Origin of the sequence: Anaeromassilibacillus sp. 1001302B_160321_C8 (assembly GCF_015554745.1) — a bacterium.
GTDB classification, from domain to species: Bacteria; Bacillota; Clostridia; order Oscillospirales; family Acutalibacteraceae; genus Anaeromassilibacillus; species Anaeromassilibacillus stercoravium.
Map to the genome: position 1 here is coordinate 142473 of NZ_JADNJD010000004.1, position 16404 is coordinate 158876.

Sequence of the window (16404 nt, forward strand, 5' to 3'; positions counted from 1 at the left end):
ATGAAAATAGCAGTTGCCGGAACCGGCTACGTCGGCTTAGTGACCGGCGTTTGTCTGGCGGAACACGGCCACTTTGTCACATGCGTCGATGTGGACGAAGCGAAGGTCGCATTGATGCAGCAGGGCGTTTCCCCCATCTATGAGGAAGGGCTCTCGGAGCTAATGAACAAGAACCGCGACCGGCTTACGTATACAACGGACTATAAGGCTGCCTACGCGGATAAGGACGTCATTATCATCGGCGTGGGAACCCCAGAAAAAAAGGACGGCAGCGCCAATCTCTCTTATGTCTACGCAGTTGCGGAGCAGATCGCCCACAGCGTCACGCGGGACTGCGTTGTCGTAGTAAAATCGACTGTCCCCATCGGGACAAACGACAAGGTGGAAGCGCTGTTAAATGCCAAAAGCGACTCATCCATACACATCCATGTGGCCTCTAACCCGGAATTTTTGGCCCAGGGGACCGCAGTACGGGACACCTTGCACGCCTCCCGTATTGTCATCGGCGTGGAGGAACCGGAAACCGGCGAGCTTTTGAAAGCCATGTATCAAGAATTTGATGCCCCGATTCTCGTGACAAATCGAAAAAGCGCGGAGATGATTAAATACGCCTCCAACGATTTTCTGGCCTTGAAAATCTCCTATGTCAATGAAATCGCCCTGCTCTGCGAGCTGGTGGGTGCGGACATCGACGACGTCACGCGCGGGATGGGTTACGATTCCCGCATCGGGAACAAATTTTTGCAGGCGGGTATCGGGTACGGCGGCAGTTGTTTTCCAAAGGACACCAAAGCGCTGCACTGGCTCGCCAATTTCCACGATTATGAGATCAAGACCATCAAGGCAGCCATCGAGGTCAACGAAAACCAGAAACTCAAGCCGATCAAGATCGCCCGCAAGTACTTCGACAGTTTGGAAGGGCTGACGATCGCTGTTTTGGGCCTCACGTTCAAGCCTGGCACCGACGATCTGCGGGAAGCGCCCTCCCTGGTCAATATTCCCATCATGCTGGACGACGGGGCGCATGTCAAAGCGTGGGACCCCGTCGGCATGGAGAACTTCAAGAAGCGCGCATTGGGCGACATCACATACTGTGACTCCATTGAAAGTACCCTGGACGGCGCAGATGTATGCTTTATTTTCACCGAATGGCCGGAGATTAAAAATTTGGATGTCTCGCTCTTTTCGAAGGAAATGCGCCAAGCGATTATTATCGACGGGCGCAACTGCTATGCGCTCGCACGCATGGAGCAGGAACCGGTGATTTATCACAGCATTGGCCGCAGGACGATTTTCAATCTAAACCGTGGATGAAACGCCGGATAGCGTTTTTCAAATACAGGTAAAAATGGCGCTGGAATTTTCCGGCGCCATTTTCTTGTGATAATAAGGGATCTTTTGTCCTCTCCAATAAGTCTCAAATTGCTTTTCTATCCCCTTCATCTACGTTCCGCTTTCATAAAACTATTCACAATTGCACAAAGGAGGCCCGTAAGGCTTTCCCGCGACACGTTTTCTTCTGATTCTATTAAAAGATGCCGTCTTTCTTTACAGAGCATTTAGGAATCATTTTTTGTACAACATCCGATGCCTTTAGGGTTCTCCAATACATACGTCCATGTTGTGGGCAATCCTTTCAAATGCACCTCCACGCGCCGGCCCGGGTAGGCGATAAGATGGTCAAGCAGATAGCCATAGAAACTGTCCGAAGCAGTTTTCCCGCTTACGATCTCCCCTATTCTACGGCGGATATCGTGTTCCAATACGGTTCTATCAATGCCACTGCCCTCTTTTTCTTTGGAATCCACAATTCTTTCGGTCAGCTCCGCCATACGGCGATCGTATTCGGCGTTCATCAATTTCATATCATCTTCGGAGATGCTCTTTGTAAAGAAAGCGTCCAGCACCCCTTTCTTTTTTTCTTTCAGTTGTGTTCGCTCTTTTTCTAATTTCTCGATGGCTCTGTGATCGCTGCTTTGAGAATCCTGGATCGCCTCCAACACAATTCGGGTGATGTCATCGATTACCATATCGTTGTCGATCTGCAACATGTTCACCGATCGGCGCACCATCTCCATCCCCACTTCATCCCGAATTTGATACCCTACATCGCACCCTGCCAAATGCCCCACCGGATCCAGATGCCGTTTGCCCTCCGCAACAGCGGTGCCGCACCGCCACGCCTTATATCTGCTCCCGTCTTTCCGCTCCCGAGTGCGTGAAACAAAGCTTTTTCCGCATACACTGCACTGAATCTTACCGGATAGCGGATAGCGGTTCCCATGGCCGGCGCCGGTGTTTCCATTCAGATTTCGGCGGGCAATCTCCCGCTGGGCCTCTTCCCACAGTTCCCGGCCAATGATCGGCTCATGGTGATCCTGGATCAATACAAATGTTTCTTCGCCGTGGTTGTACTTTTTTTGATGGGTTAAATAGTCTGGAGTAAAGGTTTTTTTCTGCTTCAGGTCTCCGCAGTATTTCTCATTTCGTAAAATTTTTAGAATGACGGTGTTCCGCCAGTTGGGACTGCCCGTGAGGGTTTTGTAACCCGATTCTCGCAATTCACGGGCGATGACGGTGGTTCCCTTTCCTTCATGGACGTATTTATGGAAAATCAGCCGGACGATTTCCGCGCCTTGGGGATTGACGGTCATTTTTCCATCCCTCACATCATATCCCAACAGCGAGCGGCCAAACACCACGCCCTGTTCCATGCGCCGGGTCTGTCCCCATTTGACGCGGGAACTGGTGGAACGGCTCTCCTCTTGTGCCATTGTGGATTTAATTGCCAGGAGCAATTCCGATTCCTCTTTCAAGGTGTTGATCTGGTCGTTTAAAAAGAAAACCCCCACCCCCCGCTGCTTCAACTGCCGGGTATAGTAGATGCTGTCCAGTGTATTGCGGGCAAAGCGGGAAATCTCCTTGGTAATCACCAAGTCAAAACGGCCCAAAAGGGCGTCGTGGATCATCCGGTTAAAGGCGGTCCGCTTTTTCGTACTCGTCCCTGTGATCCCCTCGTCTGCGTAAACTTCATACAGTTCCCAATTCGGTTGCCGGTCGATATATTCGCGGAAAAATTTCTGCTGGCTCTCAAAGGAGTTTATCTGATCGTCCTTGTCTGTTGAAACACGGCAATATACAGCGACCTTCATCGTTGGTTTTCCTTCTTGGCGTTCTTTTCTGCCACCGTCCGATACTCCACATAGGAATCCACATATTGCCATTCTGCTTCCGGACCAACCAGGAACAGGGTGTTTTCATCTGACCCAATGGAATGTGCGAGCTTCTCTAGGCAAAGTTGCACTTGCATGTCATTCAAAAAGTTCCGTTCTCTCAGGGAAAGCAAAACCGCCTTCCGATACAGCAGATCGAATTCTGGTGTGGTTTTTTTGTCATCTTCCATCTTCTCCGTACATTCCAAAAAAATCGCTCTATCCTTCATTATCTGACCTCCCCTCATAAATGTTTATGAGGGAAGATGGATTGCCTTGCCTGTCCGCCGGTTTCTTTTTGGGACAGAACCGTTCCGTATCAGATGAAGATATAAACACGGCAGCGGTTCTTATTTTATAATCTCCCATATCCGTGCCCCTCTCGCCTGTAACCTTCATGTGGGGCCAAGTTTTCTTTTTTGTGTGCCACTGTGACTCTCCAATAGGTACCGAAGAACTGGCACACTTAGAGATGGTCAGCACCATTGTCTATCAGCTAACGCGCGGCCTGACCACCGAACAGATCAAAAAAGCCGGATTCGATACGTATTTTGTCGACCACACGACGGGCGTCTATCCCCAGGCGGCAAGCGGCGAAGCATTCTCCGCCAATACATTTGCCGTGACAGGGGATGTCCTAGCAGATCTCCACGAAGATTTGAGCGCCGAACAGAAAGCACGCTTGACGTACGATAACATCCTTCGGTATGCGGATGACCCGGATGTCCGTGATCCGATTAAGTTCCTGCGCGCCCGCGAAATTGTCCATTATCAGCGCTTCGGAGAGGGATTGCGCATTGCAACCGACAATTTGAATTCGAAAAACTTCTATGCCTTTAACCCCTCGTTCGATAAGAAATAAATGTGGGCATATTGTGGAAGGGTGTGTGTTCGATACGGGCAGCACCGTCGAAGGATGCAGGACGTCTATTTCCCCGATGGGCTGAAACCCTTCGGGGTTTTCTTTTGAATCTTCTCCATTCTTCCCCCACATAAAACAATCTATTAAACAGGAAGACCATCGGCGTTTACATGCGATAAAAGGGAAAATCTTCAAAACAAGGCTTCAGCACTCTTAATCCCATACATTCCTCCTACATTTGTAAGTATAAACGGTTTTGGATCATCCAAAAAGCCTCCGATCTTTCGATTCTAAGACCGGAGGCTTCTCATTTTAATGCTTAAATTGCGCATTTTAACAGTTTCCTTCATAGACATACTCCAGATACTTTCTAGCCACATCTGCCAGACGATATACCGTGGAGACCGGTGTAGCCAAACAGTCCTGCATACGATACTGCGGAAAAAAGCGCGTAATATGCAGCGGGATTTTGCAATCCACACTGCTAAGCCACGAGGAAAGCTCTCTGATTTCCTCTTCCGTATCGGTTCTTTGCGGGACAATCAAGGTCGTAATTTCCACATGCCCCTGGGCCGCCGCTGATACAATGTTCCGCTTTACAACTTCCAAGTCTCCACAAAGCTGTCCGTAAGAAGCATTTTTGAAACCCTTTAAATCAATGTTCCAAGCATCAATCCAAGGGAGCAATTTTTGAAAGGCTTCCTCCGCAATGCAGCCATTGGTGACAACGACATTTTTTAGCTGCTTTTCCTTCGCAAGCATTGCACAATCACGGACATACTCATAGCCAATCAGAGGTTCGTTGTACGTATAAGCGATTCCAATGTTGCCATCGGGAATTCGCTCTAACGCACACGCTACCAGTTCTTCCGGAGAGATATAACAGGAAACAGCCTGCACTTCGTTCGCCATAGAAATGGTATGATTCTGGCAGTACGGGCACCGCAGGTTGCAGCCAAAGCTTCCCACGGATAGAATATTTTTGCCAGCATAAAAATGCCGCAACGGTTTTTTCTCAATGGGATCCAGTGCAAGTGCAGTGACCTTTCCATAGTTGATGGATATAATCTGCCCATCCCGATTTTGGCGCGCCCTGCAAAAACCGGTTTGCCCTTCTTCGAGCTCACAGCGGTGCGGACAAAGTTCACATGTCTTTTTCATTTGTGCCGGGTCACCTCGAAGCGCTCGATCGTATACTCCTCCGAAGGACGAATTCCCGCTTTCTTGAGGGCAATGGAAATCTGCTGTTTCGGCGTATTGACTCCGTCCAGATTTGGCAACAGCAGGCCTCGCTTCCAACCTTTGGAAACGATCACTCCATATCGTTTTGCATCCAGTTCCGCAACGGATGCCACTCGTTCTGGCTTTCCAAGCACATCCACACTGTACAGCAGTTGGCCCAGTTCCTCTTCGGCCACCGAATGGAACCGTGGATCGTGTGTGCCTGCGGAAATCGCATTTTCGATGATCTCGTCCGCAACACACACCGTTTCCGGTTCAATGGTTCCGATGCAGCCGCGCAGTTGTCCGTCCTTTTTCAGGGAAACAAACACCCCCGCCGCCTGTGAACACATCTCCGCAGGCGCTTCCAGCGGCCGCTTGATTCGTTCTCCCGTTCGGACATATGTTTCCAGCGCCTTCCTCGCAAGGCGGACATAGGCATCTTCCTTCTGCTTTGCCTGGTCTAGGAAGGCTCGCTGCCTTTTTTCGTATTGCTCCCCAAAGCGGCGGCTTTCGTCCTCCCCTGCAACCCAAAAAGAAGCGACGCCATATCCAACGCCAAAGGTGCCTTCATAGGAGAGCAGTTCCGATTTGACCGCTTTTCCATCCAGCGCTCCCGCCATCACCTGAAACGAACGCAACCCACACTCCGCCGCCGTTTCACAGAAAGCTTCATCGAATTCTAGGAAACGCAAAAAATCTCCCCGCATCATCGCATTTGTGACCTGTGCATCAAATTCCGGCCCTTCGGGTGTATATCCATAGGGGCCATCTTCTTTCAACCGGTGGGATAGGTCCCCGCTGGCGATAAACACCACACGCCGGTCGAGGGATTCCGCTGCCTGCGCGATACATTTGCCAAGCCGGTAATGATCCAGCGGCGATAAACCGGAAAGCCCGATGCGCACCAATCGGTAATCGGTATAACACATATTCAAAAAATAGAGGGGAATCAGCGTCCCATGATCCAACGCCCTTTTGCGTTCTCCCATTGTCCCCGCAGGCAGGTTCTGTTCCTTCGCTTGGCTGGAGAGCTCCTGCACAAATTCTGTATCGTACTCCACACCGATTTCGACATCTGGCGCACCGAATTGGCGCATATCTCCCCACGCGCTTTCTCCGGGAGAAATGTGAAAATAATCGGCATACATGACCGAATGCGGAGAAGTCAGCACAATAGTCTCCGGCTTGAAGTCCGCAATGCACTGGGCAACTTTCCGGTAGGCATCAATAGTTTTTTGAATGTCCTTTTCCTCTCCTTTTCCGACCCCCGGGAGAATAATCGGCGGATGGGGAACAATAAAGGCGCCAACAATGGACATCTACACACACCTCTCTTTATATGGTGCAAACACCCCTCGTTTTCCGATTAGATTCCGCTCAAATATTCTTCCGCCATATGGGAAGCTACTGCTCCGTCGGCCACCGCCGTAACCACCTGCCGCAAAACTTTTTGACGGACGTCACCCGCCGCAAATACACCGGGCAAATTCGTCTCCGTTGTCTCTCCTGCATCAATATATCCATTTGGCGTAAGCTTCACCGCGTCTGCTACAAGCGCTGTATTGGGGATATTTCCAACTGCAACAAAAATACCATCGCAAGCAATTTCGCGTGTTTCGCCGGTCTTTTTATTTTTCACACGAACCCCGGTCACGTTTCCGTCCGCCAAAATTGCTTCCACTACAGAATCCCAAACAAATTCTACATTCTCGCAGGCCTCAAGCGGCTTTAGATATGCCTTCGATGCGCGCAATGTATCCCGGCGATGCACCAAATAAATTTTCTTACATATCTTAGATAGAAAAACCGTATCCGCAGCAGCGGTATCCCCGCCGCCAACCACAACGACTGTTTTTTCTTTGTAAAACATACCGTCACAGGTGGCGCAGTACGAGACTCCTCGTCCACGGAGAGTACGTTCCTCCGGCAGCCCCAACTCCCTCGGGGAAGCGCCCAAAGCGAGGATCACCGCACGGCACGTATACGTATCCCCCTCTTCGGTATAAATTTTTTTCTCCGGCCCTTTCAAATCCATAGAAGAAACCTGGGCAAAGACGCTCTCGGCCCCAAAGCGTTCCGCTTGTTTCTGCATATTCATGGCGAGTTCAAAGCCGTTGATGCCATCGGCAAACCCTGGATAGTTGTCGATCTGGTCGGTCGTGCCCATCTGGCCGCCAGGAGCCATCGCCTCCAGAACCAAAGTGGAAAGTGCAGCCCTCGCGCAATAAAGCGCCGCTGTATACCCAGCCGGGCCACCGCCTATGACGATCACATCATACTGACCCAAAAGAATTCCTCCTTTTCTTGAATCGCTTGATTGGGATTCTCAAGCCCATAAAATAAGTATATCCCATTATACCGGAGAATTGAAAAAATGGGAAGGTATAAAAACAAAAGCTCCGGTAACCTTAATCACCGGAGCTTCTATATTGAGTTATTGAACAATTTCGATCCTCTTACTATCTAAAAATCTTTACCTACCATCTCGATAGACTCGGATTTTTGTATTTAGCACTTGGGAATCACCTTGGAAGCAATTCATCTTTCAAAAGAATTTCATGCGTGTTTTAACTATACTTTGGACTCACCTACTATTCTCTGTTCTCTCGAACCAACTCTTTTACGAAGAGTAAAACAGGCTTCAAATTATAGGTCACGCGATTCCCGATAAGATTTGCTCCGTGCTTTCGCACACCATCTTTGATCTTTGAAGCGTAATACGAACCGTTTCCTTTCTCAAATGAATGGTAGCTCAAACCAAATTGCCCTTTGGACTCATTCCTTTTCGTTTTATTTTATAAAAACGAGATGCTTTGGAATCATTCATTCTTGTTCATCAAGTGTTGCAAAAAGTACCCGGCCGGGCTTTTCACTTTTCTGAACATCCAGAATGATTGCTTCCCCAAGAAAAAACACGCTAATTTTTTCTTCAACTTACGATCTAACGGGATCTTATCGCTTTCAAAATTACCGCTCTTCTTGGTTCTGCGACCAACCTTGTAAGCACTTCATTTTCAGGAATTAGCATTGCAGGCATCTCAGCTCCATGGTTTCAACAATTTCTCGATCAAACTGAAATTGCTATCCGCATTCCTGCTTTCGGTCTGTATCTGTTTGAAAGGAATCCAGCTTACAGGCATTGTTGGCTTTCTCAAATGCAATTTTTCTTCAATTCTTTAATTGCTTTGTTTTCTCCTGCTTTCGCTCCGGTCTTTTCAGAATCCGGCATTACAGGCTATCCACTCCGCAAATTTAAAGTTTGTTGAAAAATTGCTTGTAGACCTCATCCTGTCTTTCGTTCTGTTCTTTCATCCAGATTTCCAGCGTCACAGGCTTTGTAGGAATCACAATGCAGTGCCCGTTAAACCACTGATCCTTTTGCTCCATCCTGCTCGTCGCTCTGTATCCATCCAATGGTTACTTACTTGGATTTACCAGTTTTTGCAACGTTTCAACTCCTCTGTATTTTCCAACCGATTTGTTTCCGCGTTGTCCCCTGGCATCTCAATTGGTTGCTAAATAAAAGAAAATTAGGACAGACAACTGATTGTCTCAGGAGTTACAGCTACATGCTGTTTTTTAAATTTTATTGAATAAGCGGCATGGGCCCGACTGACCAGCCGCTATTCAGTTGAATTGGCTCACTGTTCATTGGACTCACACCCTTTCTTGAAATCATACATTGGAGACTTTCCATGCCTTCTGAAGCCAATCTTCATAATATCCTTTTTGGGATATTACCTTATGGGTTTCCTTTTGTGAAGGCATCTGCGTTTTTCTTTTTCTCTCCCCTGTTTCTGATTCTATTATAACGCGTTTTTCGTGTTTGTCAATACTTTTTTCTAACATTTTTAAAATTTATATGATATTTTTTCTAATCCGTTGCACATAAGGTCCATAGGGCTATGTAATCTTCCTGTTCTGCCAAGATACAATGCCTCTCTACCTTTCAACCGCCAGTTTTTAAATGGATTTCTCGATAACCAAAAGTTTCTGTTGACTTACTGCTCTTATAAAGGTAAAATGAGTAACAGAAAAACACACTGCGAAGGAGATGAACCGATTGAACGACGAGTTTGGCGCGGATTTGATTACTTTGATTGATGACGAGGGTGAAGAACATGAGTTTGAAATCCTCGATGTGATTGATAATGACGAAGGATGTTTCTATGCTCTGCTTCCTACCTTTGATGACCCGCAGGATGAGGTGGATTCAGAGGGCACCTATTACATTTTTGAGGCGATCGAAGAGGACGGCGAGCAGCAGCTTGCGGAAGTAGAAGACGAAGAGCTTCTCGACCGCCTTGCGGAAATCTTCGAAAAGCATTTTGAAGAGCTTTACGAAGAGGAAGATCCGGAAGAATAAGCTTTCCCTGCCTGGTGCGTGGACTTGTGTATAAATAACCCTACACTTTTAAATCGGGAGCTTTGCTCCGGCGGCAGACCGCAGACCTCCCGGCTTTTGCTGGAAGAAGGGAGTGGAAACCCGTTGGGCGGGCACCCACCTGTCTTTCGTAGGCAGGTTATTTCGCACATTACGGCCAGGCGGGATTTTTTAAATGACGCGGCTCCTGTTTTCCAAACAGGGGCCTTTCTTTATAGCGGCCAAAGGCCCTATTGCCAATTTTCCGGATATCTTTGTTTATGTTTTAAAGAGGTTGTAAGCAAAGGAGTTATAAGGATGAACGGTTACCAAATTATCACGGATTCCACCACAGATCTCTCCCCTGCGCTTGCAGAAGAATTAGGCATTGAAATCATCCCCATGGAAATTACACTCAGCGGTGCGTCTTATCTTCAATTCCCGGATGAGCGTGCATTATCCAATCGGACCTTCTACGAGCGTTTGGCCTCCGGAGAAACTGCTACCACCAACCAAATTAACGCCACTACCTTTACAGAGACGTTCGAACGCTACCTTCAGGCCGGAACCGATGTACTCTATATTGGTTTCTCTTCCGGTCTATCGGGGACCTATAACAATTCGCGCCTTGCTGCGCAGGAACTCTCTGAAAAATATCCCGGCCGCCGTATTCTTGTGTTAGATTCCCTCGCTGCTTCTATGGGCGAGGGGCTGCTGGTCTACCATGCGGTACAAAAGCAACGGGGGGGCATGGGGATCGACGAACTGGCCTCCTGGGTAGAGGCAAACCGCAACCGTTTGGCGCATTGGTTCACGGTGGACGATCTGAATTTCCTCAAGCGCGGCGGGCGTGTTTCCGGCGCAGCAGCCCTGTTTGGAACTATGCTAGGGATCAAACCGGTCTTACATGTTGACAATGATGGCCACTTGATCCCTGTGGAAAAGGTCCGTGGGCGCAAAAATGCGCTGGATGCGCTTGTCAACCATATGGAGAAAGCCGTGGAGCATCCGGAAAACCAGGCGATTTTTATCAGCCATGGAAATGCCCCAGAGGACGCCGAATATGTGGCCAAGCAAGTGAAAGCGCGCTTTTCTGTACCAAAGGTCTATATCAACTATATCGGGCCTGTGATCGGATCCCATGCAGGGCCGGGGACGGTTGCCCTATTCTTCCTAGGGAAGAGCAAAGACTAGGTACATCTATGGAAAGGAAGCGATTCAATGAGCCAATACCAAATTATAACGGATGCATGTGCGGACCTTCCTGTAAAACTGGTGGAGGAATTGGGCGTTCATGTGATTCCCATGTCTTTTAATTTTGGAGAAGAAAGCTATACCCACTATCCGGACGAGCGTGAATACACCGCCAAAGATTTCTTTGACCGCCTGCGCAACGGGGATATGTCCACTACCAACCAAATCAACCAAGCAGAATTCACCGACGTCTTCGAATCCTATCTACGAAACGGTGTGGACGTCCTCTATATTGGTTTTTCCTCTGCGCTCTCCGGCACCTATCACAATTCTGTGATGGTCGCGGAAGAATTGTGCAAAAAATATCCGGAGCAAACCCTCCTTGTGGCGGACTCTTTGACCGCTACGCTCGGCACGGGCCTGTTGGTGTATGCGGCTGTGCAAAAGCAACGGGAAGGGATGACCATCCAAGAGCTGTACCAGTGGGTACAAAACGAGCGCTTGCTCGTCTCTGGATGGTTCACCGTGGACGACCTCCACTTCCTCAAGCGGGGCGGCCGGCTCTCCGGTACAGCCGCGTTGGTAGGGACTATGTTAGGAATCAAGCCTATCTTGCGTATTACGGAAGACGGAAAGCTGGTCCCTATGGAAAAAGTCCGCGGACGTAAGCAATCACTTCACATCCTCTTAGAGCATATGGAGAAAACCTTCCGGGATACAGGGGATCAAGTGGTCTTCATTGTCCACGGTGACTGCCCGGACGATGCCGCCTACCTCAAAAAGGAGATCAAAAGCCGGTATCATATCAAACGTATTGTGACAAATAACATCGGGCCTATCATTGGCTCGCACACCGGCCCTGGCGCAATTGCTATCTTTTATATCGGAAAGGGACGGAATTAGCCGAATTTCAAACAGAGAGGGCCGTTGCCTATTCGCAACGGCCCTCTCTGTTTGGTTTATACATCCGCTTTCTTTCTTCAGGATTTCTCCGGTATAAAAGGATAATAAGACTTGAAGGTCTTAAACGTATATGCAAAAGATGGCTAAAACCGAATACTGTAGCTACAAAATCTAGCAAGTGATCCTCACTCTATGGGATGTAACGCTCACGCTATAAACATCGCCCATACAAAAGCCAATCGATGCTATAACTGCGCAAAAGGGCATCCATTCTCTCTTGGATTTCTTCAAAACGGCGGTGAAACCCGCAGGGTTCTATATGTGCCTCCTGCCAATTACAGCGATATCCCGGCTGCATGCATGCATTGACCAACCGGTCCGTGTCCAAAGCCTCCATCAGATCATAGACGCTTACCGTACGCAGATCCACCGCCAGACGGCAACCGCCCTCTGCACCACGGACAATCTTGATAAAACCGGCCTTTTCCAGTTTTTTTGCGATCTTATACACAAATTGATCCGGAATTTGTTCCTGCTGGCAAATGTCCGCCGCTGTCCGCTGCTCTCCACCTGCCAATGCACGCATGATGCGCAGCGCATAATCCGCTTCCCGTGTAATCAGCAGCACACTCACCTCTTTTGACTCTATTCGTACTTAGCGTAGCAAAGTTGATAATACTTGTCAAGTTTATCCTCTTGCTTTCTGCAAAAATTCTATAGATTGTATAAAAAACAAACGTAAATTTCAGTAATAAAGAAACAACCATGGAAACCGTATCTGTCCCCATGGTTGTTACGCGATTCAGTTGTTGGACAAATGCTTCCGATTCCGGCGGTACATCAGATAATCCTCTAAAATGATCGTTGCCGCCACCGCATCGACCACAGCCTTCCGCTTCTTTCCCCGCGTATCCGTGTCGTTCAGATATCCGTGCGCTGTGATGGTTGTCCCGCGCTCGTCCTGCATATGCACCGGCACATCGATCAAAGCGCGCAGCTGTTCGGCAAATACGCGCGCGCTTTGGGCGCTTTCGCCCTCGCTGCCGTCCATATTGCGCGGAAGCCCTACAACAATTTCGCCCACACGATATTCCCCGGCTTTTGCGGCAACGGCAGCCGCAAGGCGTTCCCGGTTGTATTCCTGAATCACACCGGCTGGGGAAGCCAAAAGCTCCCCCTCATCGCACACGGCCAAGCCCGTGCGCGCTTTTCCCAGATCAACTGCTAAAATTCTCATCGTCTACGCTCCCGATTCTCCCGCCGCCACCAGGTCTGTTTGGCAAATACGGAGACCTCGGGCGTCAAGTGGGAGGCATCATTCCATACGGCGAGGTGGGGGTTCCCCTGTTGATCGAAGTCGATCACGCTGACGGCTGTGTTGTCGCACCAATCCACATCGTTCAACTGCTCCAACGGTTTGTTCATCGCATGGCAGAGGATGTTCCGGATGGCACAGCCGTGGGACGCCACACAGACCGTCTTTCCCGGATTTTCGCGCACAATGGCACGCACCGCTTCCCATACGCGGTCATAGACCTGGCGCATGCTCTCCCCATGGGGCGCGCAAAAATTCTGCGGCGCGGTATACCAATTGGCGTCCTGCTCCGGCGCGACCTTGGGCAGATCCGCCCACAGGAGCCCCTCATAATCGCCGCCGTCGATTTCCTGCAAGCGCTTCTCCGCATGAATCGGAAGATGATGATAGCGGTTGACCGCCTCCGCGGTCAACCAAGCGCGCTTGAGCGGGCTGGAATACATGGCGTCAATCCGTATATTCCGGAGGCGCAGGGCTAAGAGTTCCAACTGCTTTTCCCCATTGCCGGAGATCCCGCAGTCGGAGCTGCCCTGGAACCGCCCGTTCGTATTGCCCTCCGCTTCGCAGTGGCGCACCAACAAAATGCGGGTGGCCCCTTCCGGCTTTTGGGGAATGGCGTTATAACTTGATGAATGAAGTGTTTCCATGCGAACACAACCTTCCAAATGGGATTAACTCAATAGGCACACACGGCGCCCGTCAGCTCAGTCACAGAAGCAATGTGGTTCTCATCCAAATAGCGGTTCAGGCCGTCCAAGATCTTGATGGGCGCATACGGGTCTGTAAACAAAGCAGTGCCGATCTGCAGGGCCGACGCACCGGCCAGCAACATCTCCACGGCGTCCTGCCAAGTGCTGATACCGCCCAACCCGATGACCGGAACCTTGACGCGCTGCGCCGCCTGCCACACCATGCGCACAGCGACTGGGAATACCGCCGGTCCGGAAAGCCCGCCCGTGTTATTGCGGAGAATCGGCCGGCGAGTGCGGATGTCAATCCGCATACCTGTCAACGTATTGATGAGGGAGATCGCGTCTGCGCCGCCTGCTTCCGCCGCGGCCGCGATTTCCCCGATATCGGCAACATTGGGGGACAGCTTGACAATCAGCGGTTTGCGGCAATACTTGCGCACAGCCACCGTGATCTCTTCCACACTTGCGCAGGAGGTCCCGAAGGCAACGCCGCCGTGCTTGACATTGGGACAGGAAATATTCAATTCCACCATATCGACGTCGCTCTCCGAGAGCTTTTCCGCCATACGGCAGTAATCCTGCTGCGTGTTCCCCGCGATATTCGCAATGACGACCGTCCCCTGCTGTTTCAGCCAGGGAAGGTCCTCTTCAATAAAGTGATCGACACCCGGATTTTGCAGGCCCACCGAGTTCAACATCCCGGAGGGCGTTTCCGCAATGCGGGGCGGCGGGTTACCTGGACGCTCCTGAAGGGTAATGCCCTTGCAGGAAATCCCCCCCAATGTGGAGAGCGGATAAAATTCCTGGTATTCCCGGCCAAAGCCGAAGGTGCCGGAGGCGGCAATCAGTGGGTTTTCAAACGCAACCCCTGCGATCTTTACCTGTAAATCAGCCATGTTCCCGCCTCCTCAATCCAAAACAACATTCTGATAGGGGAACACCGGGCCGTCTTTGCAGACATGCCCAAAATATTCCCGTCCATCTGCGAGCAGCTTGCAGGCGCATCCCAGGCACGCGCCGATGCCGCAGGCCATGCGTTCCTCCAAGGAGATCTGGCATTCTACACCGCGCTCTTTTGCAACCGCAGAGACCGCCTTCAACATGGGCGTCGGCCCGCAGGCAAAAAGGACATCAAAATCGAGGTCCTTCAGGCAATCCGTCACCAGGCCGTGGTGCCCCATGCTGCCGTCGTCGGTGGCTATGCGCACTTCACAGCCGTTGGCACGGAAATCCTCTTCCAAAATCACAGCGTCCCGGTTGCGGAAGCCGAGCACAGCGGTCGCATTCTTTCCAAATGCTTTCGACGCCTCCAAAAGCGGCGGGACGCCGATTCCGCCGCCCACAAATACCGCCTTGCGGGAACAATCCCCCAAGACAAAGCCGTGCCCGAGCGGCGCCAGGATGTCGAGGGTTGCCCCCTCTTCCAGTCCTGCCAAAATGCGGGTCCCTTCGCCGCGGATCTGGAACACGAAGCGCAATGTCCCAGCCGCACGATCTACGCCGCAGATCGAAATCGGGCGGCGCAGCGTCTTGCCCGGCACATAGATATGCGCAAACTGGCCCGCCTGCGCAGCCGCTGCAAAGTCCGGCGCTTCCACAACGAAGTCAAAAATATCCTTTGCAAGCTCACGCTTTTGCAGAAGCTTGCAATCCTTTACATCGTATTTCATCATTTGATCGTTCCAATCTCCCCTACGATTTCGTCGCGCATGCGCACCGCTTCTGCCGCGGCCGCCTTTGCATAATCGTGTTCCGGCGCATGCTGCTTCTGCCATGCACAGAGGATGGAGCGGGAGGCGTTCACGATTGCACCGCGGCCGTTGGCGTCAAAGGCCGGGGCCACATCCTTGGCGCCGCCGCCCTGCGCCCCATAGCCGGGCACCAGGAAGAAGGTGTGCGGCAGGGCCGAGCGCAGCTCACGCAGCTGCTCCGGGTACGTCGCACCGACGACCGCGCCAACGCCCGAATAGCCATACTTGCCGGGGAGTTCTTCGCCCCACTGCTCGCAGAGCGCCCCCATCGTGGCATAGAGCGTCTTCTGGTCGTCCAAAACACGATTTTGCAGCTCGCCAGAGGAGGGGTTTGAGGTCTTGACCAACACAAAGATGCCCTTATCCTCCGCCTTGCAGATGGAGAGGAGCGGCTTGATGCCGTCCGAACCCAGATAGCCGTTCACCGTCAGTGCATCCCCGCCAAACGGGACGCAGAGCTCGTCTTCCACCAGGACCGTGCCGAGGTGCGCTGCCGCATAAGCTTCCATCGTTGTGCCGATGTCGTTGCGCTTGCCGTCCGTAATCACGAACATCCCTTTTTCGCTCGCATAGGCAATGGTATCGTGCAGCGTTTTGACCCCCTGCCAGCCGTACATCTCATAATAGGCGCACTGGGGCTTCACTGCGGGGACAATCTCACACAGCGCATCGATCAATCCCTTATTGAATTCCAGGATCGCTGCCGCTGCGCCTTCCAAATTCTTTCCATATTTCGCAAAGGCTTCCTCCTTGATATAGGAGGGGATATAGTCGAGTTTTGGGTCCAATCCCGCCACAGTCGGGTTCTGCAAGGTTGCAATCCGCTCTATCAGTCGGTCAAATGCCATGTTCTTTTCCACCCTTCTATTTTCTCTGATCGTTTTTCTT

16 protein-coding genes and 1 other RNA gene are annotated in these 16404 nt (G+C 50.8%); 6 read left to right on the forward strand and 11 right to left on the reverse strand.

From position 1 onward, the window contains the following. Positions 1-1314, forward strand: coding sequence for a UDP-glucose dehydrogenase family protein (locus I2E77_RS04555; RefSeq protein ID WP_195450696.1), 1314 nt, complete (start codon positions 1-3; stop codon positions 1312-1314). A gap of 245 nt (positions 1315-1559) precedes the next feature. Here I2E77_RS04555 and I2E77_RS04560 read toward each other — a convergent pair whose 3' ends face one another. Together I2E77_RS04560 and I2E77_RS04565 are read right to left on the reverse strand one after the other, a co-directional pair. Beyond that, entirely contained in the window at positions 1560-3152 is a 1593-nt protein-coding gene (locus tag I2E77_RS04560; protein ID WP_243252523.1) for a recombinase family protein, read from the reverse strand. Further along, positions 3149-3442 (reverse strand): hypothetical protein, encoded by a 294-nt coding sequence (locus I2E77_RS04565; protein ID WP_195450698.1) that lies wholly within the window; start codon positions 3440-3442, stop codon positions 3149-3151. The genes I2E77_RS04560 and I2E77_RS04565 overlap by 4 nt, the downstream gene beginning before the upstream one ends. Before the next feature lie 167 nt (positions 3443-3609). Between I2E77_RS04565 and I2E77_RS04570 the strand changes: the two genes are divergently transcribed. Further along, the gene (locus tag I2E77_RS04570) at positions 3610-4074 is read left to right on the forward strand and encodes a manganese catalase family protein (RefSeq protein WP_087230843.1); all 465 of its coding nucleotides are present in this window, start codon (positions 3610-3612) and stop codon (positions 4072-4074) included. A 333-nt stretch (positions 4075-4407) separates the two neighbouring features. Here the strand turns inward: I2E77_RS04570 and amrS are convergent, their stop codons facing one another. From amrS to trxB, 3 genes are read right to left on the reverse strand one after another with little or no spacing between them, the layout of a single operon-like run. Next, a complete protein-coding gene (amrS, locus tag I2E77_RS04575) occupies positions 4408-5235 on the reverse strand; it encodes an AmmeMemoRadiSam system radical SAM enzyme (protein ID WP_195450699.1) in 828 nt (275 codons plus the stop codon). Beyond that, complete coding sequence (amrA, locus tag I2E77_RS04580) at positions 5232-6617, reverse strand: AmmeMemoRadiSam system protein A (protein WP_195450700.1); 1386 nt, start codon at positions 6615-6617, stop codon at positions 5232-5234. Before amrA ends, amrS begins: the two co-directional genes overlap by 4 nt. 47 nt (positions 6618-6664) lie before the next feature. Beyond that, on the reverse strand, positions 6665-7585 hold the full coding sequence (trxB, locus tag I2E77_RS04585) for a thioredoxin-disulfide reductase (protein WP_207738185.1): 921 nt from the start codon (positions 7583-7585) through the stop codon (positions 6665-6667). Positions 7586-9361: 1776 nt separating this feature from the next. Here trxB and I2E77_RS04590 point away from each other — a divergent pair. The 4 genes from I2E77_RS04590 (at position 9362) to I2E77_RS04605 (ending at position 11758) form a co-directional block, all read left to right on the forward strand. Continuing rightward, positions 9362-9664, forward strand: a complete 303-nt coding sequence (locus I2E77_RS04590) for a DUF1292 domain-containing protein (RefSeq protein WP_054324595.1) — start codon at positions 9362-9364, stop codon at positions 9662-9664. A gap of 1 nt (position 9665) precedes the next feature. Next, a non-coding RNA gene (ssrS, locus tag I2E77_RS04595) (6S RNA) lies at positions 9666-9854 on the forward strand. Positions 9855-9979: 125 nt separating this feature from the next. After that, complete coding sequence (locus I2E77_RS04600) at positions 9980-10855, forward strand: DegV family protein (protein ID WP_195450701.1); 876 nt, start codon at positions 9980-9982, stop codon at positions 10853-10855. Positions 10856-10882: 27 nt separating this feature from the next. Continuing rightward, a complete protein-coding gene (locus I2E77_RS04605) occupies positions 10883-11758 on the forward strand; it encodes a DegV family protein (protein ID WP_195450702.1) in 876 nt (291 codons plus the stop codon). Between the two features lie 211 nt (positions 11759-11969). Here the strand turns inward: I2E77_RS04605 and I2E77_RS04610 are convergent, their stop codons facing one another. From I2E77_RS04610 to pyrF, 6 genes are all read right to left on the reverse strand, one after another. Beyond that, entirely contained in the window at positions 11970-12386 is a 417-nt protein-coding gene (locus tag I2E77_RS04610; RefSeq protein ID WP_237966408.1) for an RrF2 family transcriptional regulator, read from the reverse strand. A gap of 174 nt (positions 12387-12560) precedes the next feature. Beyond that, positions 12561-12995 carry a Holliday junction resolvase RuvX gene (gene ruvX, locus I2E77_RS04615; RefSeq protein ID WP_195450703.1) on the reverse strand — a complete coding sequence of 145 codons (435 nt, stop codon included), beginning with the start codon at positions 12993-12995 and terminating at the stop codon, positions 12561-12563. Beyond that, the gene (locus I2E77_RS04620; RefSeq protein WP_087230823.1) at positions 12992-13720 is read right to left on the reverse strand and encodes a histidine phosphatase family protein; all 729 of its coding nucleotides are present in this window, start codon (positions 13718-13720) and stop codon (positions 12992-12994) included. Before I2E77_RS04620 ends, ruvX begins: the two co-directional genes overlap by 4 nt. A gap of 29 nt (positions 13721-13749) precedes the next feature. Next, positions 13750-14661, reverse strand: a complete 912-nt coding sequence (locus I2E77_RS04625; protein ID WP_191521005.1) for a dihydroorotate dehydrogenase — start codon at positions 14659-14661, stop codon at positions 13750-13752. Between the two features lie 12 nt (positions 14662-14673). After that, a complete protein-coding gene (locus I2E77_RS04630) occupies positions 14674-15438 on the reverse strand; it encodes a dihydroorotate dehydrogenase electron transfer subunit (RefSeq protein ID WP_330608906.1) in 765 nt (254 codons plus the stop codon). Further along, complete coding sequence (pyrF, locus tag I2E77_RS04635) at positions 15435-16364, reverse strand: orotidine-5'-phosphate decarboxylase (protein ID WP_087230818.1); 930 nt, start codon at positions 16362-16364, stop codon at positions 15435-15437. Before pyrF ends, I2E77_RS04630 begins: the two co-directional genes overlap by 4 nt. Positions 16365-16404: the final 40 nt, after the last annotated feature.

Bases quoted from the DNA above. Each gene is read 5' to 3' on its own strand.
- I2E77_RS04555 (WP_195450696.1), top strand. From the start codon at position 1: ATGAAAATAGCAGTTGCCGGAACCGGCTACGTCGGCTTAGTGACCGGC.
- I2E77_RS04560 (WP_243252523.1), bottom strand. From the start codon at position 3,152: ATGAAGGTCGCTGTATATTGCCGTGTTTCAACAGACAAGGACGATCAG.
- I2E77_RS04565 (WP_195450698.1), bottom strand. From the start codon at position 3,442: ATGAAGGATAGAGCGATTTTTTTGGAATGTACGGAGAAGATGGAAGAT.
- I2E77_RS04570 (WP_087230843.1), top strand. From the start codon at position 3,610: ATGTGGGGCCAAGTTTTCTTTTTTGTGTGCCACTGTGACTCTCCAATA.
- amrS (WP_195450699.1), bottom strand. From the start codon at position 5,235: ATGAAAAAGACATGTGAACTTTGTCCGCACCGCTGTGAGCTCGAAGAA.
- amrA (WP_195450700.1), bottom strand. From the start codon at position 6,617: ATGTCCATTGTTGGCGCCTTTATTGTTCCCCATCCGCCGATTATTCTC.
- I2E77_RS04600 (WP_195450701.1), top strand. From the start codon at position 9,980: ATGAACGGTTACCAAATTATCACGGATTCCACCACAGATCTCTCCCCT.
- I2E77_RS04605 (WP_195450702.1), top strand. From the start codon at position 10,883: ATGAGCCAATACCAAATTATAACGGATGCATGTGCGGACCTTCCTGTA.
- ruvX (WP_195450703.1), bottom strand. From the start codon at position 12,995: ATGAGAATTTTAGCAGTTGATCTGGGAAAAGCGCGCACGGGCTTGGCC.
- I2E77_RS04620 (WP_087230823.1), bottom strand. From the start codon at position 13,720: ATGGAAACACTTCATTCATCAAGTTATAACGCCATTCCCCAAAAGCCG.
- I2E77_RS04625 (WP_191521005.1), bottom strand. From the start codon at position 14,661: ATGGCTGATTTACAGGTAAAGATCGCAGGGGTTGCGTTTGAAAACCCA.
- I2E77_RS04630 (WP_330608906.1), bottom strand. From the start codon at position 15,438: ATGATGAAATACGATGTAAAGGATTGCAAGCTTCTGCAAAAGCGTGAG.
- pyrF (WP_087230818.1), bottom strand. From the start codon at position 16,364: ATGGCATTTGACCGACTGATAGAGCGGATTGCAACCTTGCAGAACCCG.